This window comes from Streptomyces sp. NPDC087270 (genome assembly GCF_044744625.1).
Taxonomy (GTDB): domain Bacteria; phylum Actinomycetota; class Actinomycetes; order Streptomycetales; family Streptomycetaceae; genus Actinacidiphila.
On the sequence record NZ_JBIUYR010000007.1, the window covers coordinates 324,457 to 343,882 of the forward strand.

Consider the following 19,426-nt stretch of genomic DNA (forward strand, 5'->3'; position numbering starts at 1 on the left):
TCAGCGGGCCCGTACGGGGGACGGGCCGGCGGGCGCGGGGTGTGCCGCGGTCGCGGTGTCGGCCGGCTCGGCGCGGGCGAAGGTGAGCCGGCCGGCGAGGTAGGCGTAGACCGGGCCGAGCGCGTTCATGGCCACCACGCTCACCCAGGCCGCCCAGACGCTTCCCGCGTGGTAGCCGAAGCCGCCGAAGAACGTGGCGAAGTAGGAGGCGAAGCCGAGGAACATCCCCGGCACCAGCGAGGTCGCCCGGAGCCGGCCGGCGTACATCAGGGCCGTGTTGAGCACCAGGATGATCGCGGCGAGCAGCGCGTCCTGGGCCCAGCGGCCGCTGCTCACGTGCGGCCCGAGGTGCTGGTCGGCCAGCACGATGGCGAGCGCGAACGCCGAGCCCACCGGCATCGCGGCCCACAGTCGTGCGGCGTTGGCCAGGCTGAGGGGGCCCATCAGGTGCAGCCCGGCCCAGGAGACGAAGATCGCCCATGGCGGCAGGTTCAGGGCGGTGCCGCCGACGAAGGCGGTGGTGGCGGCGAGGACGGAGGCGGCGATCTCGTGCGGGACGCGTTCGCGCATGGCGGGCTCCTGGCGGGATGCGGTCGGGGTGAGGAGGGCTGCGGTGCGGTGGAACGTGGTGCGGTGGGGTCCCGGCGCGAGCGAGGCGAGCCACCGGGCGGCGGCGCGGGCGCGCGGCGGGCGGAGAGCGCGCGGAGGGGGAGGGACCGAGGGGCGGAAGGGCGGAAGGGGCGGAGGGACGGTCGGACGGGAGGTCAGACGGCCTGCGGCACCCGCGCGTCGAGGACTTCGCTGGTACGGGTGGTGCGGGCCACGATCCGGCCCCGCTTGACGACGTAGCGCCGGTCCGGGCGGTCGGTGAGGGCGTCCTCGCGGCGCCGGGTGCCGAGCACCACGAGGTCGGCGCGGGCGCCGGGCCGCAGCCCGTAGTCCGCGTCGGTGCCGGTGATCCGGGCGGCGTCGGTGGTGGCCATCCGCAGGATGCGCTCGGTGTCGGCGGGGCTGCCCATGTGACAGGTCTGCGCCAGCAGCAGGCCGATGTCGAGCAGGTCGGCGTTGCCGAACGGGGTGAAGGCGTTGCGGATGTTGTTCGAGGAGAAGCCGGTCAGCACGCCCGCGTCGAGCAGTTCGCGGACCGGGGTGACGCCTCGGCGTACGGCCTGGGGGTCGGTGCGGCCGCCCAGGTGCAGGTCGGTGGCGGGCAGCGCGACCACCGCGACGCCGGCCTCGGCGAGGCGGGCGATCACCCGGGCGCGCTCGGCCGGCGGCCGGCCGGCGAGCGAGGTGACGTGGCCGAGCGTCACCCGGCCGGCCATGCCGTGCTGCTCGGTCGCGTCGGCGACGGCCTCGGCCAGCGCGAAGCGGGCGTCGCCCGCGTCGTCGGCGAAGTCGGCGTGCAGGTCGGCCGGCACCCGGAACTCGGCGGCCAGCGCGAACACGGTGTCGATGTGCCGTCGGCACGCGTCGAGGTCGCCCTCGTTGTACGCGCAGCCGCCCACCACGTCCGCCCCGCGCAGCAGCGACTCGCGCAGCAACGCGTACGTACCCGGGGCCCGTTCGATGCCCTCCTGGGGGAACGCCACGACCTGGAGGTCCACCAGGTGCCGGTGCGACTCGCGCAGTTCGAGCATCACGTCCAGGCCGGTCAGGCCCGCCAGCGGGTCCACGTCGGGGTGCGCCCGGATCAGCGTGGTGCCGTTCGCCACCGCCCACCGCAGCACCCGCTCGGCGCGGGCGCGTACCGACTGCGGGGTGAAGTCCCGCTTCAGCGCGCCGGTGACCTCGATCGCGCCGGCGAGGGTGCCCGCCAGGTTGGGGCGGTCCCGGTCCAGCAGGGCCTTGTCCAGGTGCAGATGGGCTTCGATCAGGCCGGGCAGCACCACGAGACCGTCGCAGTCGACCGTCTCCGCCGCGGCGGCGTCCGCGGGTATCGCGCCCACCGCCGCGATCAGGCCGCCCGTGACCGCGATGTCCACGAGGTCTTCTCTTTCGGCGATCTTCGCGCGACGCAGTACGAGGTCGAACACGGGACGCTCCTTCCGGGTTCCGCGGCAGCGGATTCGGGCTCCTGGAAGGTGTATACAAATGGCTGATTACACGGTTCGGCGCACTTTGATGACGGCCGTGTTTCCGTGTCCTCTCCACCCGGCGCGCGCGGTCGCGGCAGCGCCGGGTGGACGTGATCGGCCCGGGCGGGCCGCGCCGGTCCGGGACGCGGGGAGGATCAGGAGCGCCGCCGCAGGCGGTACGCCGCCTGCGCCTTCCGGATGTGCTCGGCGACCCGCTCCCGGGCCTGCTCGGGTTCGCGGTCGCGCAGCGCCCGGACGATGCCCTCGTGCTCGTCCCAGGACTCCGCCGCCCGCCGCGGAAGTCCGAGTGAATACACCCACGAGATCTTGTAGCCGAGCTGCGCCACGAGAGCGGCGAGCGTCGGGCTCCCCGACGCCTCCGCGAGCACCTGGTGGAAGCGGGTGTTGAGGGCGGCCAGTCCGGCTGGCCCGACCGCCGATCCGGCCGCCAGCGCCTCACGTGCCTCGGCGATCAGCAGTTCCAGGGTGGCGAGTTGTACGGGTGTGCGGCGCAGCGCCGCCCGCTCCGCGCCGAAGGGCTCCATCAACAGCCTTATCCCGAGCAGGTCCTCCGCCTCGGCCTCGCTCAACTCCGCCACGAAGGTGCCCGCGTACGGCCGCGAGTGGACGAAGCCCTCCGACTCCAGGGTGCGCAGCGCCTCCCGGACCGGGATGCGCGAGACCCGGTAGCGCGTCGCCAGCCCCTCCTCGGTCAACCGCTCGCCGGGCGCGAACACGTGGCCGACGACGTCGGCCCTGATCGCCGCGCACACCGTCTGCGTGGTGTCGCGCCGCCGCACCGCACTCCGCTCGGTCATCCGGCCGCCTCTCCCGTCTCCGTCGCTGCGTTAACCGACGTGTAACAGTTGTATGCAAAGGTCCCCGGCCATGAGCGTACTTCAGCCGTACGAGGGCGGGACCGACGGCTCGGTGTATCTCGCCGCGGACCGGAAGTCGACCTGCTGGGGCCTGTTGCCGAACGCCGCGAGCCGCCCCGTCCTGACCGTCGCGCCGGGCACCGCGCTGTGCCTGGACACCGTCAGCCACGAGGGCATCCTCCCGGACCAGGGCGCGGACCCGGCCGCCTTCTTCGCCGCCGCGGGCATCCCGGCCGGCCGGGTCCTGCGGGACGCGGCCGAACTCGCCGCCACCGCGCGGCCGTTCGACCCGGCCCGGCGCGGCCCGCACGTGGTCACCGGCCCGGTGGCCGTCGCCGGCGCCCGGCCCGGCGACGTCCTGGAGGTGGAGGTGCTGCGGCTGCGGCGCCGCACCGCGTACGGCGTGATCAGCAACCGGCACGGCCGGGGCGCGCTGCCCGGCGAGTACCCGGCGCCGCTGCCCGGCCACCCCGAGGGCGCGCCGGTGCCGACCGTCAGCCTCGTCGCGCACGTGGACGACGACGGCCTGGGCCGGCTCCCGGTCGGCGACGGCCGCGCCGTGCGGTTCCCCCTCGCGCCGTTCCTCGGCATCATGGGCGTCGCCGCCGCGACCGAGCGGCCCGTGCACTCCGTGCCGCCGGGCCCGCACGGCGGCAACCTGGACATCCGCCTGCTCACCGAGGGCGCCCGGCTGTTCCTGCCCGTGCAGGTACCCGACGCGCTGTTCTACGCGGGCGACCCGCACTTCTCCCAGGGCGACGGCGAGGTCGCCCTCACCGCCTTCGAGGCACCGCTGCGCGCGACCGTACGGCTCGTCCTGCACTCCGACCCGGCCACCCGCCGGCTGGCCGCGCGCCTGGCCGGGCCGTACGCCGAGACCGCCGGGCACCACCTCGTCACCGGCCTGGACACCGACCTGGACGAGGCGGTCCGCAAGGCGACCCGCGCCGCGCTCGGGTATCTCGCCGAGCGGTGCGCGCTGCCCGCCCCGGTCGCGCTGGCCTACCTCAGCGCCGCGGTCGACGTGCGGATCTCGCAGGTCGTGGACGACGTGAAGGGCGTCCACATCTGCCTGCCGAAGGCCGATCTGGCGCCCCTGCTCACCGGGCCGTCCGGCCCCGGCGCGGGGACGATACCCGCATGACGCCCGTACCGCTGATCGACCCGTTCGTGCCCTGGCTCCCGGCGGACACCGCCCCGGCCGAGGCCCCCGCCGCCGGCACCGCCGACCAGGACGGACCGGTCGCGCTCGCCGGGGCACGGCTCGCGGTCAAGGACGTCATCGACGTCCAGGGCGCGCCCACCGGCAGCGGCCACCCGCTGCTGCTCGCCGCCGCGGCGCCGGCCCCCGCGCACGCCGCCGCCGTCGCGCGCCTGCTGTCCGCGGGCGCCCGGTACGCCGGAAAGACCCACACCGACGAACTCGCCTACAGCCTCGGCGGCACCAACGCCCACTACGGCACCCCCGCCAACCCCGCCGCACCGGGCCGGCTGACCGGAGGCAGCTCCAGCGGCACCGCGGCGGCCGTCGCCGGCGGCCTCGCCGACGTCGGGCTCGGCACCGACACGGCGGGCTCGATCCGGGTGCCCGCCTCGTACTGCGGCCTGTACGGGCTGCGCCCCACCCACGCGCGCGCCGACCGGCGGGGCATCGCGTCCCTGGCGCCGTCGTTCGACACCCCGGCGCTGCTCACCCGGACCCTGCCGCTGCTCACCGAGGCCGCCGCGGCGCTCCTCGCCGGCACCCCGCGCGAGGACCGGCCGGTGCGGCGCGTCCTGGTCCCCGCCGACCTGTGGGGGTGTGCCGCCGACGGTGTCCGCGCCGCGCTGCGCCCCCGCGCGGACCGCCTCGGACGGGCGCTCGGCGTCCCGCTGGACGCGGCGCCGCTGTTCTCGGACGGTGCCCCGTGCGCCCACGCGGACGCCCGGGACGCCTTCACCCTGGTCCAGGCGGCGGAGGTGTGGCGCGCGCACGGCCCGTGGGTGCGCCGCGCCCGGCCCGTCTTCGGACCCCACGTCGCCGAGCGGCTGGCCCGGGCCGAGCGCGTGACCCCGGAGGCCGAGGCAGCGGCCCGCGCCACCGTGGCCCGGCTGGCCTCCTGGCTGCAGCACCGCCTCGACGGCGCGATCCTGGCGATTCCCGCGACCCCCACCCCCGCCCCGCCCTATGGCACCTCCGTCCCCGCCTCGGGCGACCGTGCCGCCCTGCTCGCCCTGACCTGCGTGGCCGGGCTGGGCGGTCTGCCGGCCCTCACCCTCCCCGTCGCCCGGGTCGGCGGCCTTCCCGTCGGCCTGTGCCTGCTGGGCGCGCCCGGCGCCGACGAGTGCCTGCTTCGCACGGCGCCGGCCCTCCGGCGGTCCGGGAGCGCCGGGTGAGGCGGGGGAACTCCTGGCGCCCCCGGGAGGTCTTCGGAGAAAGCCACAAAACGCGACCGCGGGGAATCGGGCAAACCGACGAAGGCACCTCCGCCGGGTCCCGCGACCAGCGGATTTCGGGGATGATGGGCCGAGGAGCCGCAGCCGGGCCAGTCCCCGGCCCGTGCTGACTCCCCGCCCGCCCCAGTTGAACCCGCAGGTGAGAGAGTCGGTATGCGTTTCCTCAACGATGTCCAGCCCCCGTACGACCTGACGTACGACGATGTGTTCATGGTGCCCGGCCGCAGCGCCGTGGGCTCCCGCCAGGCGGTGGACCTGCGCGCGCCCGACGGCACCGGCACCACGATCCCGCTGGTCGTGTCGAACATGACCGCGATCGCCGGCCGCCGGATGGCCGAGACGGTCGCCCGCCGCGGCGGCCTGACCGTCATCCCGCAGGACATCCCGATCGACGTGGTCACCGAGGTCATCGGCTGGGTCAAGCAGCGCCATCTCGTGCTCGACACGCCGATCACCCTGGCGCCGTCGCAGACCGTCGCCGACGCGCTCTCGCTGCTGCCCAAGCGCGCGCACGGCGCCGGCGTCGTGGTGGAGGACGGCCGCCCGGTCGGCGTCGTCACCGAGGCCGACCTCACCGGCGTGGACCGCTTCACCCAGCTGTCCGAGGTGATGTCCCGGGACCTGCTGGTCCTCGACGCGGACCTCGACCCCCGGGACGCCTTCCACCGCCTGGACAACGCGCACCGCCGGATCGCCCCGGCCGTCGACGCCGACGGGCGGCTGGCCGGCATCCTCTCCCGCACCGGCGCGCTGCGCGCCACCCTCTACCAGCCGGCCGTGGACGCCGACGGCCGGCTGCGGATAGCCGCCGCGGTCGGTATCAACGGCGACGTGGCCGGCAAGGCGAAGCAGCTCCTGGACGCGGGCGTCGACACGCTCGTGGTCGACACCGCGCACGGCCACCAGGAGTCGATGCTCGCCACGGTGCGCGCGGTGCGCGCCCTCGACCCCCGGGTGCCGATCGTGGCCGGCAACGTGGTCGCGGCGGACGGCGTGCGCGACCTGATCGAGGCCGGCGCGGACATCGTCAAGGTCGGCGTCGGGCCCGGCGCCATGTGCACCACCCGCATGATGACCGGGGTGGGGCGGCCGCAGTTCTCGGCGGTGCTGGAGTGCGCGGCCGAGGCGCGGCGGCTCGGCAAGCACGTGTGGGCCGACGGGGGCGTGCGGCACCCGCGCGACGTCGCCATGGCGCTCGCGGCCGGCGCGTCCAACGTGATGATCGGCTCCTGGTTCGCCGGGACCCACGAGTCCCCCGGGGACCTCCAGCAGGCGGCCGACGGCCGGCTGTACAAGGAGTCGTTCGGCATGGCCTCCGCCCGCGCGGTGCGCAACAGGACCAGCGACGAGTCGGCGTACGACCGGGCGCGCAAGGCGCTGTTCGAGGAGGGCATCTCCACGTCGCGGATGTTCCTCGACCCGGCCCGGCCCGGGGTGGAGGACCTGATCGACTCGATCGTGGCGGGCGTGCGCAGCTCCTGCACGTACGCGGGCGCGGCCTCGCTGGAGGAGTTCGCCGAGCGCGCCGTCGTCGGGGTGCAGAGCGCCGCGGGGTACGCCGAGGGCAAGCCGCTCTACGCCAGCTGGTCGTAGCGCCGCTGGTCGCAGGGGTGCCGGTGCCGCCGCCGACCGGACCCGGCGGCCCGGGGGACAGGGGGCGCCGTGGCACACTCCCGCTGTGGCGCTCAATGAGATCGACGAACGGATCGTGCACGCCCTGGCCGCCGACGCGCGCCGCTCCTACGCGGACATCGGCTCCGAGGTGGGGCTGTCGGCACCCGCGGTGAAACGGCGGGTGGACCGGCTGCTGGCGGCGGGCGCGATCACGGGGTTCACCGTACGGGTGGACCCCGCGGCGCTCGGCTGGCAGACCGAGGCGCTGGTGGAGCTGTACTGCCGGCACAACACGTCGCCCGCGGACATCCGGCGCGGCCTGGCGCGCTATCCGGAGGTGGCGTCCGCGTCGACCGTGACGGGCGACGCGGACGCGGTGGTGCAGGTGTTCGCCGCCGATGTGCGCCACTTCGAGCAGGTGCTGGAGCGGATCGCGGGGGAGCCGTTCGTCAGCCGGACCCGCTCCGTGCTGGTGCTCTCGCCGCTGCTGCGCCGCTACGGTGCCGCGGGCCCTTCCTGAGCCGCAGGTCCCTCCTGGGCCGCAGACCCCTTCCGAACCCCGGGCCGCTCCTGGGCCGCAGACCCCTTCCGAACCCCGGGCCGCTCCTGGGCCGCGGGCCCCTTCCCGGCCCCGGGTCCCCGGGATTCCGAGCGCTCCGAGCCCTTCGCGAGAGCCCGCGCGGCGCCCGAATCCCGCCCCGGAATGTCCCTATTGGGATGAGTGGATATGTTTTGCCCGTCCCAATGGGGTAACGCGGTGAAGTGAGGCCGGGAAAACGGCCCCGGCAGCCCGAGGAGGCGACATGATCACGCGCGAGCAGATTCCCCAAGTCGTGGGCCATCCCGTCCATGACACTCAGGGGAAGAAGATCGGCGATGCCAAGCACATGTACCTGGACGACGCCACCGGCCTTCCGGAATGGGTGACGGTCAAAACCGGCTTCTTCGGCAACAACGAGACGTTCGTGCCGACCCGCGCCGCGAAGATCGTGCAGGACCACGTCGAGGTGCCGTACGAGAAGGACAAGGTCAAGGGCGCGCCCAACGTGGACGTGGACTCCGGTGGCCACCTGTCCGCGGAGGAGGAGCGGCACCTGTACCGCTACTACGGCCTGGAGACGCGGGGCGGCTCGGGCGACACCGGGGAGAAGGCCGCGGCGGCCGGTGGCATGGCAGGGGCGGCCGGTGCCGCGGGCCGGGGCCGGCAGGCACGCGGTGACACGGCGGACTCGGGCGCCGCGACCGCGAAGGCCACCGACACGGAGATGTCCGGCAGCGAGGCGGGCACCGGCACCGCCGCCTACGCGGCCGGCCCCACCGGAGCGGCCGAGCGGCTCGGCTCCGGGGACGCGCGGGCCATGGACACCGACGAGGCGATGACCCGCTCCGAAGAGGAGATGCACGTCAGGGTCGAGCGCCAGACGAGCGGCCGGGCACGGCTGCACAAGTACGTCGACGTCGAGGAGGTCGAGCAGACCGTACCGATCGCCCACGAGGAGGTCCGGCTCGAACGGATGCCGATCACCGAGGCGGACCGCGACGCCCGCGCCGGCGACATCAGCGAGGCCGAGCGGGTCGTCACCCTCCACGAGGACAAGGCCGTGGTCGAGACCGAGGTCGTGCCGAAGGAGCGCGTGCGGATGCGCGTCGAGGAGCACACCGAGCAGCGCAAGGTGCACGGCAGGGTCCGCAAGGAGCGGATCGAGTCCGAGATGAGCGGCGAGCCCGGCACCGAACGCGCCACCAAGTCCACCGACGAGGAGGGCCTGACCTGACAGCCGCCCCTCGCGTCAAGTCCGGGCGCCCACCCCCCGAACCGGGGGTGGGCGCCCGCGTCGCGCAACGGATCGCCGTTTTCGCGCCTCAGGACGCAACGGATCGGGGCCACAGGCGCAATGTTCGCGTCTTGTCGCTCCCGCGGGAGGGCACGTAGCGTCCTGGAGGGGACCGGTTGAGCTGCGGAAAAGCCGCTGCGGACCGGATCGGTCACCAGGAAGCGGGGAACCGTGGAAGCGTTGCGGACAGGGCTGCTGCAAGGGCCCGGCGGGCTGCCCGCGAGCACCGCGGCGAGCCTCGCGGCGCTGGAGACGGCCGCCGCCGAGGCGGCCGGACGCGGCGCACGGCTGCTGGTGACCGGGGAGATGTTCCTGACCGGCTACGCCCTCGGGGACGCGGTCGCCGAAGCGGCCGAGCCGGCCGGCGGGGCCGCGGCCCAGCACATCGCCGGCATCGCCGCACGGCACGCCATCGCCATCGTGCACGGCTACCCCGAGCGGGACGGCGCGCACGTCTACAACGCCGCCCGGCTCACCGGCCCCGACGGCACCGCGCTGGCCGACTACCGCAAGACCCACCTCTTCGGCGACTACGAGCGCTCCGTGTTCACCCCCGGCGACCGCCCGCTGGTCCAGGCCACCCTGGACGGCGTCCGGATCGGCCTGCTGATCTGCTACGACGTCGAGTTCCCCGAAGCGGTACGCGCGCACGCCCTGGCCGGCACCGAACTGCTCGCCGTACCCACCGCGTTGATGCGCCCGTACGAGTTCGTCGCCGAAACGCTGCTGCCGGCCCGCGCGTTCGAGAACGGCCTGCACATCGCGTACGCCAACCGCTGCGGCCCGGAAGGCGCGTACGACTTCGCCGGCGGAAGCTGCCTGGCCGGGCCGGACGGCGCGGTGCGCGCCCGGGCCGGCGCCGGACCCGAACTCCTCGTCGCCGACGCCGACATGGAGCTGCTGCGCGCCACCCGCGAGCAGAACCCGTACCTGACCGACCGCCGCCCCGAGCTGTACGGCTCGCTCGCCGCCAGGAGAACCGCCCCATGACGTCCGTGCCCACCGCCATCCACGACGAAGGGCACGTCCGGGCCCAGGCCGAACCGCCCATCACGATGTTCGGCCCCGACTTCCCCTTCCCCTACGACGACTTCCTCGCGCACCCCGCCGGGCTCGGCGCGGTGCCGCCGGCCGCCCACGGCACCGAGGTCGCCGTGATCGGCGGCGGCCTGTCCGGCCTGGTGACCGCCTACGAGCTGATGCGGATGGGCCTGCGGCCGGTGCTCTACGAGGCCGACGAGATCGGCGGCCGGCTGCGCACCGTCGCCTTCGACGGGTTCGGCGCCGTCGGCGAGGACGGCGCGCTGACCGCGGAGATGGGCGCGATGCGCTTCCCGCCGTCGTCCACCGCGCTGCGCCACTACATCGACCTGGTGGGGCTGACCACCAAGCCGTTCCCCAACCCGCTGGCGCCCTGCACCCCTTCGACGGTCGTCGACCTCAAGGGGCAGTCGCACTACGCCACGTCGGTCGACGACCTGCCCGAGGTCTACCACCAGGTGATGCGCGCCTGGAACGCCTGCCTGGAGGAGGGCGCGGACTTCTCCGCGATGCAGCAGGCGCTGCGCACCAGGGACGTGCCGCGGATCAGGGAGATCTGGTCCGCGCTGGTCGAGCGGCTGGACAACCAGACCTTCTACGGATTCCTGTGCGCCGCACCGGCGTTCGCGTCGTTCCGGCACCGGGAGATCTTCGGCCAGGTCGGCTTCGGCACCGGCGGCTGGGACACCGACTTCCCCAACTCGATCCTGGAGATCCTGCGGGTCGTCTACACCGGCGCCGACGACGACCACCACAGCATCGTCGGCGGCAGCCGGCAACTCCCGCTGCGGCTGTGGGAACGCGAGCCGGACAAGCTGCTGCACTGGCCGCGCGGTACCTCGCTGCGCTCCCTGCACGGCGGCACCCCGCGCCCGGCGGTCACCGGACTGCACCGCACCGCGGGCAACCGGATCACCGTCACCGACGCGACCGGCGACATCCGCAGCTACCGCGCCGCGGTGTTCACCGCGCAGAGCTGGATGCTGCTGTCGAAGATCGCCTGCGACGACTCGCTCTTCCCGATCGACCACTGGACCGCGATCGAGCGCACCCACTACATGGAGTCCAGCAAGCTCTTCGTGCCCGTCGACCGGCCGTTCTGGCTCGACCGGGACCCGCGCACCGGCCGCGACACGATGTCGATGACGCTCACCGACCGGATGACCCGCGGCACCTACCTGCTGGACGACGGGCCGGACCGGCCGGCGGTGATCTGCCTGTCGTACACCTGGTGCGACGACAGCTCGAAGTGGCTGCCGCTGAGCGCGCACGAGCGGATGGAGGTCATGCTCAAGTCGCTCGGCGAGATCTATCCCGGGGTCGACATCAGGAAGCACGTCATCGGCAACCCCGTCACCGTCTCGTGGGAGGACGAGCCCTACTTCATGGGCGCGTTCAAGGCCAACCTGCCCGGCCACTACCGCTACCAGCGGCGGCTGTTCACGCACTTCGTGCAGGATCTGCTCCCCGCCGACCAGCGCGGCATCTTCCTCGCCGGGGACGACGTGTCCTGGACCGCCGGATGGGCCGAGGGCGCGGTGCAGACCGCGCTCAACGCGGTGTGGGGCGTCATGCACCACCTGGGCGGCGCCACGGACCCGCTCAACCCGGGCCCCGGCGACCGCTACGACGAGATCGCGCCGGTGCTGCTACCGGAGGACTGACGCGGGCGGCGGAGCCGACGGGATCGGACGAGCCGCCGGCGCGGGCGGTGCGGACGGCGCCTGCGGGCGGCGTGCGCGGTGGGCCGGGAACGGGGCGAGCAGCGCGTGGGCCATCAGGCCGACGGACGACTCCAGGCTCCGGACGCAGTCCTCGTACGCCTCCTGCCGGTCGCGGATCGCCCACAGCAGGCGGGCCGTGGCCCACGCGCCGTCCCGCGCGCGGGCCAGGGACCACGACGCGACGGCGTGCGTGAGCGGGTCGAGGCGCTCCAGCAGGTCGGGGCCGGGCATCAGCTCCTCCCTGACCCGGACCTCGATGGCGGTCAGCACGCCGCCGACCTCGGCGTAGTCGGCGGCGACCTCGGCGGGCACCCGGCCGGTGGCCCGGCAGGTGTCGACCACCGCGAGCGGGAGGTCGTGGCCCACGTGGGCGGTGATCCCGGCGAGGGCGAACTGGAGCGGATGGACGGTCTCGTCGGCCCGGGCCCGCAGCAGGGGCCGCCAGCAGGCGGGCGCGCACCTGTCCTCGGCGGCGCGGTGCCTGCCGCCGCCGGCCGCGCCACCCGCCGCTTCCCCGGCCTCGACCGCCGCCAGGTACCGCCCGGCGAAGAGCACGGCCAGCTCCGCCGCCTCGGGACCGTCCGAGAACCGCCCGCCGGCGAGCCCCCGGGTGACCTCCTCGGTGACCGCCAGGTAGACCCGGTTGAACACCGCCACCCCGTCCGCAGGCGGGAGCCCCGCCGCGAGCGCCCGCATCCGCGCCACCACATCCGCCACGTCCCCCGGCGCCGTCCACTGTGCCGTCGTCGTCATCCCCCCAGCTTCCGCACCACCCCGCCGCCGCCTCCCGCGCCGCGCGGCGATGTCGCCGTGACGGCGGACCGGACCGGCGGCGTGCGGGAGGCGTGCCGACCGGTTCCGCCTGCCACGTATGGCGGTCGCGGCGGTGCCGAGGGCATGCTCGACGACGGGAAGGAAACGGCCCGGCCGCGCCGGCCGCGCCCGCCGACCGCGCCCTCGACGGCGCAGAACGGACACCGCCGTGACCATGGCCTACCTGGCACAGCCCGAACAGCAGCAGAAGCTCGAATGGCTCGACGGCGGGGAGTTCGCCGTGCTCCTCGACAGCGCGGCCACCGCCGGGCAACTGACCGTGGGACGCTTCTCCGTCCGCAAGGGCGAAGCGCCGCCGTACCACCTGCACACGCGTGAGGACGAGGTCTTCATGCTGGTCAAGGGCACCGCGCTGGTGTGGTGCGACGACGAGGAGAGGGAGCTGGCCGAGGGTGGCATCGTCTTCCTGCCGCGCAACGTCCCGCACGGCTACCGGATCACCTCCGACACCGCCGACCTGCTGATGATCTGCACCCCCGGCGGCATCGAAGGCATGTTCCGCCACGCCGGACGCGACAAGTCGGCTCCCCGCCCCGAGGGCTTCGAGATCTCCCAGGACGTCATGGCCGAGGCGGCCGACCGGTACGGCCAGATCATCCTCGGGCCGCCGCGCTGACCGCTACAGCGCGCCCGCGTCGCGCGCGGTCCAGACCGAGGGGTGGATCGGGCGGAAGCCCAGCTCGTCGCGGATGCGGGCGGTGGAGACGATGCCGTCCCAGGGGTCCTCGACCTGGCGGTCGGCGGCCTCGGCGGGCGGCTCGACGCCGTTGAGCCAGAGCAGTTCGACGCTGCTGACCGGCGCGTCGTCGGCGATGTTGTAGGTCCGGCCGGCCAGGCCGGGGGCGTACAGCAGGCGCAGCAGGCCCTGGCCGACATCGGCGTGGTGGACCATCTGCAGCCGCTTGTGCCCGGCCCACCCCTCGGCCCACCGCACGACCTGCGCGAGGTGCGGGTCGCCCTCGCCGTAGACGAACGCGAGCCGGCCGATCCGCACGTCGAGACCGTCCAGGGCGAGCAGCCCGGTCTCGGCTGCCCACTTGGAGTCGGGGTAGGCGGCGCCCGGGTGCCGGCCGCCGGACAGCGGCTGGTCGTCCTCGACGGCGGGGCGGCCGCGCCCGGCGCCGTACACCAGGTTGGTGCTGACCTGCACGAAGCGGTGCACGCCCGCCTCCACCGCGGCCCGGCCGAGGTCGAGTGCGGCGTCGCGGTTGACCGCCCACGCCTCCTCGTCGGGGACACCGCGGAAGGAGGCCGCGATGTTCACCACCGCGTCGACACCGTCGACGGCCTTGCGCACGTCGGCGCCGTCGCGCAGCTCGCCGGCCACGGCCTGAGCGCCGAGCCGGGTGAGCGGCTCGGCCCGCGCCTCGTCCCGCACCAGCAGCCGTACGGTGTCGCCGCCGCGCCCGGCCTGCTGCATCAGCCGGGGGACGAACCTGCGGCCGACCTGGCCGGTGGCTCCGGTGACCAGAATTCTCATGACGTGCTCCTCGGAAGTGTCCGTTGTACGGTCCGCCGGACGGCGGCCGGCGGACCGTGTCCGCCGCTCCTGTCCGTCGGGGTGCGGTTCCCACCGTGCGGCCGACCGGCGCCGGGCGGGAGAGACCTGCCGATCCAGGGAGCAGCACTCCCTGGATAGCCCCGCGCGGCCGCCGCATGCTGGAGGCGTGGACCGACCAGAACTCGCCGACTTCCTGCGCCGCTGCCGTGGCCGCCTGGGACCCGCGGACGTGGGCCTGGCCGGGAGCCCCCGCCGCCGGACGCCCGGACTGCGCCGGGAGGAGGTCGCACAGCTCGCGGGCATGTCCGCGGACTACTACGCCCGGCTGGAGCAGGCCCGCGGCCCGCGGCCGTCCCGGCAGATGCTCGCCGCGCTCGCCCGTGCGCTGCGGCTGACGGCCGACGAGCACGACCACCTCTTCCACCTGGCCGGCGAGGTGCCGCCGCGCGAGCCGGGCGGCGGCCGGCATGTGCGCCCGGGGCTGCTGCTGATCCTGGACCGGCTGCACGACACGCCCGCACAGGTGCTCAGCGACATCGGCGACGTGCTCGCGCAGAACGCGATGGCCGCCGCGCTGCACGGCGACGTGTCCGCCCGGCCGCCGGCGATGCGCAACATCGTGCGGCGGATGTTCACCGACCCCGAGGGCCGCGCGGCGCTGCCGGCGGAGGACTTCGAGCGGGTGGCCAGGAGCCATGTGGCGCAGTTGCGCGCGGTCGTCGCGGCCCGGCCGAAGGACCCGCGCCCGGCCGCGCTGGTCGCCGAACTCCGCGCCGCCAGCCCGCTGTTCGCCCGCCTGTGGACCGACCACGGGGTGGCGGTGCGGCGTTCGGACGTGAAGCGCTTCCGGCACCCGGTGGTGGGGGAGTTGACGCTCGACTGCGAGGTGCTGCTGAGTGCCGAAGGGGACCAGCGGCTGGTGGTGTTCACCGCCCGGCCCGGCTCCGAGTCGTACCAACGGCTCCAACTGCTGCGGGTGGTCGGCCTACAGGACCTCTCCGTGAGCTGACCGCCAACTCCCTTGTGTGGCGCGGGAGATGGCGCGAGCCTGTGCCATGGCGTGTTCGCGCGACTGCATTTGTCCGACTCGCGCCTTCGACGTTCCGTAAGGGCGCGCTAACGTGGAGACACGGTCCGGCGGGTTCGATTCCCCCGTGCGCACCCGCCGGACCGCTTTCTCGCCGCGCTCTTTTCGCGGCCGCGGCGGGATGCCGCAGTGGCGCGGGGCGCCCTGCGCACAAGCGCCCACCGGGTGGTACCCGGGAGCGCACCGCGACCCGATGCCGCAACGCCGTTGACGCGTACCTGTGCCGCATCCCTGTACCGCAAGCCCGTATCGCCGGCTCCCCATTGCCTCGGAGCGGACTGCCCTCATACGATCCAGCGATCTCATTGATGAACTGGGTTCATGTACGCGAACGGGAGGCTGTGGTGCGGGAACGTCCGGAGGCGGAGGCGGGCGCGGATGCGGTCGTACGGAGCGCGGCGGGCGCCATACGGACGGCCGTCGCAGGCGAAGCGGTGCCGCCGACCGTGGTGCCGCCGACCGTGGTGCTCGACGGCACCCGCCTGCGGCAGGCCCGGGACCGGCTGCGCTCCGGCGACCCCGAGGCCACCGCGGCGCTGGCCCACCTCACCGCCCGCGCGGAGCGCCAACTCGCCCTGGGCCCATGGTCGGTGACGGACAAGCCGCAGCTCCCGCCCAGCGGTGACCGGCACGACTACCTCAGCCAGGCCCCGTACTGGTGGCCCAGCCGCCCGCGTACCGCCGCCGACCCCGACGGCCTGCCGTACGAGCGGCGGGACGGGCTGCGCAACCCCGAGGTCGGCCTCATCACCGACCACCGCGGGCGCGGCGCGATGTTCGACGCGGTGCAGACCCTCGCCCTCGCCTGGTACCACACCGGCCGCGCCGACTACGCCGAGCACGCCGCCCACCTGCTGCGCACCTGGTTCCTCGCCCCCGCCACCCGGATGAACCCGCATCTCGCGCACGCCCAGGCGATCCCCGGCAGCACCGACGGCCGGCCGATCGGCATCATCGACTTCGCCCAGCAGTTCACCTCGATCCTGGACGCGATCGCGCTGCTCGGCGCCGGCGCCCCAGGCTGGACCGAGGCCGACCGGGCCGGAATGCACGCCTGGTGTGCCGACTTCACCCGCTGGCTCGGCGGCGACTTCGCGGCCGAGGAGGCGGCCACCGCCAACAACCACGGCACCTTCTTCGACATGCAGCTCGCCGCGCTCCAACTCGCCGTCGGACAGCCGGATTCCGCCCGCCGGACGGTGCTCGCCGCCCGCGCCGCCCGGATCGACCCGCAGATCGCGGCGGACGGCAGCCTGCCCGAAGAGCTGGCCAGGAGCCGTAGTTGGCACTACTCGACCTTCTGCCTGGTGGCCCTCACCCGGCTCGCCCACATCGGCCGGCAGGTCGGCGTCGACCTGTGGTCGTACCGCAACCCCGCGGGCGCGGGCATCCTCGACGCGGTCCGCTATCTGCTTCCCGCCGCCACCGGCCGCGCGCCCTGGCCGCACCCGGAGCTGCACTTCCAGCGCTTCGCGGCGAGCGACGTGGTGCGGGCCGCCGCCGAGGCGGGCGACCCGGCGGCGGCCGAGGCCGTACCCGAACTCCAGGCACCGCCCGGCGGCGACCTGTGGCCGCTGCGCCCCTCCCCGGAACAGCTCGACCCGATCTCGCGGTAGCGCCACCGCGGGCGGCCGCCCGCGCGATCGGACGGGACCTCCGGGCCGCGGACGCGCCGTCCCTGAGCCGACGGTCCGCGACCCGGAGGGTCTACGGGGCCGGGCGCGCGGCCCGGCGAGCGGGGCGGACCACCCGGTGGCCGTACCCGCGCGATCCACCGGCCGGCGGCCGGCGGCGGGCAGCCGCCCCGCTCACCGGCCGGTGGTCGGCGACGAGGCGGGAGCGGCTGGGGCGGCTGGGGCGGCCACGCCCGAGGCGGCCACCTCCTTGCGCGGGGTGGGCCGGACCACGCCCGCGCCGAGCACCAGCCCGAGGGTCAGCACGGTGACCAGCACGAAGGACGTGGTCAGCGAACTCGCCCCCGCGATACCCCCGATCGCGGCGGGCGCGACCAGCCCGGAGGTGTACGTCACCGTGGCGACCCCGGCGATCGCCTGGCTCGGCACCGGCCCGCGCCGCCCGGCCGCGGCGAAGCACAGCGGCACCGTCGTGGAGATGCCCACCCCGATCAGGGCGAACCCGATGATCGCCGGCGCCGGGGTGTGCGCGAGGACCACGAGGAGGCCGCCGAGCGTGGAGACGGCCCCGCCGATCCGCAGCGTGCGCACCGCTCCGAGCCGCCGGACCACCAGGTCGCCGACCAGCCGGGAGACGGCCATCGTGCACGAGAACGCGGTGTACGCCAGCGCGGCGACGGCCGGCGAGGCGTGCGCGATCTCCTTCAGGTAGACCGCGCACCAGTCGGAACTGCCGCCCTCCGCGAACACCCCGCAGAACCCGATCGCCCCGATCACCAGCGCGGCCTTCGGGGGCAGCGAGAAGCGCGGCGGCGCGGCCTCGTCCTCGTGCGGGCGCACATCCGGCGCGCCCGAGGTGATCAGCAGCGCGGCCACCACCAGCGCGGCCGCCATCAGGGCCAGGTGCACCCGGCCGTCCAGGCCGACGCGCACCGCCGAGACGCCCACCGCGGCCCCGGCCAGCGTGCCCGCGCTCCACATGCCGTGCAGCCCGGACATGATCGACTTGCCCTTGTGCTCCTCGACGGCGATGCCGAGCGCGTTCATCACCACGTCGGCCATGCCGGAGGTCGCCCCGAACGCGAGCAGCGCCGCGCACAGCCAGGGCAGCCCCGGCGCGAGCGCGGGCAGCGCGAGCGTCGCGCACCACACGCCCAGCAGCACCCGCAGGGCCGCGCGCGAACCGTAGCGGTGCATCAGCCGTCCGGCCAGCGGCATCATCAGCGACGAGCCGATCGCCGGGCAGACCAGCGCGAGCCCCAACGTGCCCGCGCTCAGGCCGAGATGGTCCTTGATCCACGGGATGCGGGTGGCGAACGAGCCCTGGACCGCGCCGTGCACGGCGAAGGCCGCGCGCATGGTCAGGTGGGCCCGGCGGACCCGGGCGGGTGACCACTGCGCCGGCGACCACTGCGCGGGCGGGGAACTGCTCGTCATGCGCGGTAAACTATCAGGAAGCCTGCCTGAAAGTTAAGCCGCTTTTCCGGCCGCATCGGCGGGTTCTGGAAGGATCGCCGCCATGACCGCCACCAGCGCGCACCCCGGGCGCGGTGCCTCCCCCCGCACCGCCCGGGCGATCAACGACCGGCTCGCCCTGCGACTGCTCCAGGAGGAAGGGCCGCTCACCGCGGGGCAGTTGAAGGAGCTGACCGGGATGTCCCGGCCCAGCGTCGCCGACCTGGTCGAACGCCTTCAGGACTCCGGGCTGATCGAGGTGGTCGGCGAGGCGGGCGCGGCCCGGCGCGGCCCGAACGCGCGGGTCTACGGGATCGTCGCCGACCGGGCGTACGTCGCCGGGCTCGATGTCCGGATCGAGAGCATCGGCGTGGAGATCGCCGACCTGCTCGGGCGGACCGTCGCCCGCGCCGAGCGGCCGGTAGCCGCCGGGGCCGACCCCGAGCGGATCGTCGAGGACGGCATCGCGCTGCTGACCGGGACCGCGCGGACGGCCGGCCCAGCCGCACTGCACACCGTCGTCTTCGGCGCGCCCGGCCTGATCGACCCCGGCACCGGGCGGCTGAGCCCCTCCGGCGCGCTGCCCGCCTGGCACGCGGACTTCGTGGACGAGGTGCGGCGGCGGCTCGGCGTGCCCGTCCTGCTGGAGAACGAGGCGAACCTCGCGGCCGTCGCGGAACAGCGCGTCGCGGCCGCGGGGCCCGACGGCGACACGTTCGTACTGCTGTGGATCGGCAGCGGGGTCGGGGCGGGCGTCATGCTCGACGGGCGGCTGCGGCGCGGGGTGTCCGGCGGCGCCGGGGAGGTCGGGTTCCTGCCGATCTCGCCGGACGGGGCGCTGCCCAGCGCGGAGGACTGCGACAAGGGGTACCACGGGCTGGTGGGGAGCAGGGGGGTGTGCGCGCTGGCGCGGGCGCACGGGCTTTCCCCCGGGTCCGGGGCGGACGCGGAGTCGGCGGCGTCGGCGGTACGGGCCGCGGTCGCGGGCGGGGCCGACGCCTTCCTCACGGAACTTGCCGAGCGGATCGCGGTGGGCGCCGCCGCCATCTGCGCGGTGCTCGACCCGGGCCGGGTGGTGCTCGCCGGCGAAGTGGGCGAGGCCGGGGGAGACGTGCTTGCCGAGCGGGTCGGCGCGGCCTTCGCCCGGCTCTCCCCGCTGCGCACGTCCTTCCACGTCACCGCGGTCAAGGGCGGCCCGATCCTGCGCGGTGCGGTCATCACGGCCATGGACGCGGCCCAGCAGGACGTGTTCGCCACGGCGCCCTGATCCCCCCGGGTTCCCACGGGGCAAGCACGGTGGGAGCCGCAC

General features: G+C 75.0%; 17 protein-coding genes. 11 read left to right on the forward strand and 6 right to left on the reverse strand.

Annotated elements, in window-relative coordinates:
* The 3 genes from ACIPAE_RS17025 to ACIPAE_RS17035 all read right to left on the reverse strand — a co-directional run bounded on the left by ACIPAE_RS17025 (position 1) and on the right by ACIPAE_RS17035 (position 2,896).
* A complete protein-coding gene (locus tag ACIPAE_RS17025) occupies positions 1 to 570 on the reverse strand; it encodes a DUF1097 domain-containing protein (RefSeq protein ID WP_402445805.1) in 570 nt (189 codons plus the stop codon).
* A 194-nt stretch (positions 571 to 764) separates the two neighbouring features.
* Positions 765 to 2,036 (reverse strand): amidohydrolase family protein, encoded by a 1,272-nt coding sequence (locus ACIPAE_RS17030; RefSeq protein WP_402445806.1) that lies wholly within the window; start codon positions 2,034 to 2,036, stop codon positions 765 to 767.
* Positions 2,037 to 2,233: 197 nt separating this feature from the next.
* Positions 2,234 to 2,896: a GntR family transcriptional regulator gene (locus ACIPAE_RS17035; RefSeq protein WP_329371684.1), complete on the reverse strand. Its 663-nt coding sequence runs from the start codon at positions 2,894 to 2,896 to the stop codon at positions 2,234 to 2,236.
* A gap of 70 nt (positions 2,897 to 2,966) precedes the next feature.
* Between ACIPAE_RS17035 and ACIPAE_RS17040 the strand changes: the two genes are divergently transcribed.
* The 7 genes from ACIPAE_RS17040 to ACIPAE_RS17070 all read left to right on the forward strand — a co-directional run bounded on the left by ACIPAE_RS17040 (position 2,967) and on the right by ACIPAE_RS17070 (position 11,546).
* On the forward strand, positions 2,967 to 4,100 hold the full coding sequence (locus ACIPAE_RS17040; RefSeq protein WP_402445810.1) for an acetamidase/formamidase family protein: 1,134 nt from the start codon (positions 2,967 to 2,969) through the stop codon (positions 4,098 to 4,100).
* Positions 4,097 to 5,332 (forward strand): amidase family protein, encoded by a 1,236-nt coding sequence (locus ACIPAE_RS17045; RefSeq protein WP_402445813.1) that lies wholly within the window; start codon positions 4,097 to 4,099, stop codon positions 5,330 to 5,332. Before ACIPAE_RS17040 ends, ACIPAE_RS17045 begins: the two co-directional genes overlap by 4 nt.
* A 213-nt stretch (positions 5,333 to 5,545) precedes the next feature.
* Entirely contained in the window at positions 5,546 to 6,985 is a 1,440-nt protein-coding gene (locus ACIPAE_RS17050; RefSeq protein WP_329371689.1) for a GuaB1 family IMP dehydrogenase-related protein, read from the forward strand.
* A gap of 85 nt (positions 6,986 to 7,070) precedes the next feature.
* The gene (locus ACIPAE_RS17055) at positions 7,071 to 7,526 is read left to right on the forward strand and encodes an Lrp/AsnC family transcriptional regulator (RefSeq protein WP_328461431.1); all 456 of its coding nucleotides are present in this window, start codon (positions 7,071 to 7,073) and stop codon (positions 7,524 to 7,526) included.
* Between the two features lie 283 nt (positions 7,527 to 7,809).
* Positions 7,810 to 8,781 (forward strand): PRC and DUF2382 domain-containing protein, encoded by a 972-nt coding sequence (locus ACIPAE_RS17060; RefSeq protein WP_366410066.1) that lies wholly within the window; start codon positions 7,810 to 7,812, stop codon positions 8,779 to 8,781.
* Positions 8,782 to 9,012: 231 nt separating this feature from the next.
* Positions 9,013 to 9,831: a carbon-nitrogen hydrolase family protein gene (locus ACIPAE_RS17065; protein WP_329371694.1), complete on the forward strand. Its 819-nt coding sequence runs from the start codon at positions 9,013 to 9,015 to the stop codon at positions 9,829 to 9,831.
* Complete coding sequence (locus tag ACIPAE_RS17070; protein ID WP_329371695.1) at positions 9,828 to 11,546, forward strand: NAD(P)/FAD-dependent oxidoreductase; 1,719 nt, start codon at positions 9,828 to 9,830, stop codon at positions 11,544 to 11,546. Before ACIPAE_RS17065 ends, ACIPAE_RS17070 begins: the two co-directional genes overlap by 4 nt.
* Here the strand turns inward: ACIPAE_RS17070 and ACIPAE_RS17075 are convergent.
* Positions 11,532 to 12,359 (reverse strand): DUF5995 family protein, encoded by an 828-nt coding sequence (locus ACIPAE_RS17075; RefSeq protein ID WP_402445819.1) that lies wholly within the window; start codon positions 12,357 to 12,359, stop codon positions 11,532 to 11,534. The genes ACIPAE_RS17070 and ACIPAE_RS17075 overlap by 15 nt on opposite strands.
* Before the next feature lie 235 nt (positions 12,360 to 12,594).
* Here ACIPAE_RS17075 and ACIPAE_RS17080 point away from each other — a divergent pair, with 235 nt between their 5' ends.
* Positions 12,595 to 13,056: a cupin domain-containing protein gene (locus tag ACIPAE_RS17080; RefSeq protein WP_329374448.1), complete on the forward strand. Its 462-nt coding sequence runs from the start codon at positions 12,595 to 12,597 to the stop codon at positions 13,054 to 13,056.
* Between the two features lie 3 nt (positions 13,057 to 13,059).
* On the opposite strand, the gene ACIPAE_RS17085 is transcribed toward ACIPAE_RS17080, so the two are convergent.
* A complete protein-coding gene (locus ACIPAE_RS17085) occupies positions 13,060 to 13,920 on the reverse strand; it encodes an NAD-dependent epimerase/dehydratase family protein (RefSeq protein ID WP_329371698.1) in 861 nt (286 codons plus the stop codon).
* A 187-nt stretch (positions 13,921 to 14,107) separates the two neighbouring features.
* Here ACIPAE_RS17085 and ACIPAE_RS17090 point away from each other — a divergent pair, with 187 nt between their 5' ends.
* Together ACIPAE_RS17090 and ACIPAE_RS17095 are read left to right on the forward strand one after the other, a co-directional pair.
* The gene (locus tag ACIPAE_RS17090) at positions 14,108 to 14,950 is read left to right on the forward strand and encodes a helix-turn-helix transcriptional regulator (protein ID WP_366410069.1); all 843 of its coding nucleotides are present in this window, start codon (positions 14,108 to 14,110) and stop codon (positions 14,948 to 14,950) included.
* A gap of 422 nt (positions 14,951 to 15,372) precedes the next feature.
* Positions 15,373 to 16,644: an alginate lyase family protein gene (locus ACIPAE_RS17095; RefSeq protein ID WP_402445823.1), complete on the forward strand. Its 1,272-nt coding sequence runs from the start codon at positions 15,373 to 15,375 to the stop codon at positions 16,642 to 16,644.
* A gap of 192 nt (positions 16,645 to 16,836) precedes the next feature.
* Here ACIPAE_RS17095 and ACIPAE_RS17100 read toward each other — a convergent pair whose 3' ends face one another.
* Positions 16,837 to 18,099: an MFS transporter gene (locus ACIPAE_RS17100; RefSeq protein WP_402445826.1), complete on the reverse strand. Its 1,263-nt coding sequence runs from the start codon at positions 18,097 to 18,099 to the stop codon at positions 16,837 to 16,839.
* Positions 18,100 to 18,181: 82 nt separating this feature from the next.
* Here ACIPAE_RS17100 and ACIPAE_RS17105 point away from each other — a divergent pair, with 82 nt between their 5' ends.
* Positions 18,182 to 19,384: an ROK family protein gene (locus ACIPAE_RS17105; protein WP_402445829.1), complete on the forward strand. Its 1,203-nt coding sequence runs from the start codon at positions 18,182 to 18,184 to the stop codon at positions 19,382 to 19,384.
* Positions 19,385 to 19,426 lie beyond the last annotated feature (42 nt).

Coding starts and splice junctions, on each gene's coding strand:
- ACIPAE_RS17050 (WP_329371689.1), top strand. CDS start 5,546: ATGCGTTTCCTCAACGATGTCCAGCCCCCGTACGACCTGACGTACGAC.
- ACIPAE_RS17040 (WP_402445810.1), top strand. CDS start 2,967: ATGAGCGTACTTCAGCCGTACGAGGGCGGGACCGACGGCTCGGTGTAT.
- ACIPAE_RS17060 (WP_366410066.1), top strand. CDS start 7,810: ATGATCACGCGCGAGCAGATTCCCCAAGTCGTGGGCCATCCCGTCCAT.
- ACIPAE_RS17080 (WP_329374448.1), top strand. CDS start 12,595: ATGGCCTACCTGGCACAGCCCGAACAGCAGCAGAAGCTCGAATGGCTC.
- ACIPAE_RS17100 (WP_402445826.1), bottom strand. CDS start 18,099: ATGACGAGCAGTTCCCCGCCCGCGCAGTGGTCGCCGGCGCAGTGGTCA.
- ACIPAE_RS17070 (WP_329371695.1), top strand. CDS start 9,828: ATGACGTCCGTGCCCACCGCCATCCACGACGAAGGGCACGTCCGGGCC.
- ACIPAE_RS17075 (WP_402445819.1), bottom strand. CDS start 12,359: ATGACGACGACGGCACAGTGGACGGCGCCGGGGGACGTGGCGGATGTG.
- ACIPAE_RS17035 (WP_329371684.1), bottom strand. CDS start 2,896: ATGACCGAGCGGAGTGCGGTGCGGCGGCGCGACACCACGCAGACGGTG.
- ACIPAE_RS17045 (WP_402445813.1), top strand. CDS start 4,097: ATGACGCCCGTACCGCTGATCGACCCGTTCGTGCCCTGGCTCCCGGCG.
- ACIPAE_RS17085 (WP_329371698.1), bottom strand. CDS start 13,920: ATGAGAATTCTGGTCACCGGAGCCACCGGCCAGGTCGGCCGCAGGTTC.
- ACIPAE_RS17025 (WP_402445805.1), bottom strand. CDS start 570: ATGCGCGAACGCGTCCCGCACGAGATCGCCGCCTCCGTCCTCGCCGCC.
- ACIPAE_RS17105 (WP_402445829.1), top strand. CDS start 18,182: ATGACCGCCACCAGCGCGCACCCCGGGCGCGGTGCCTCCCCCCGCACC.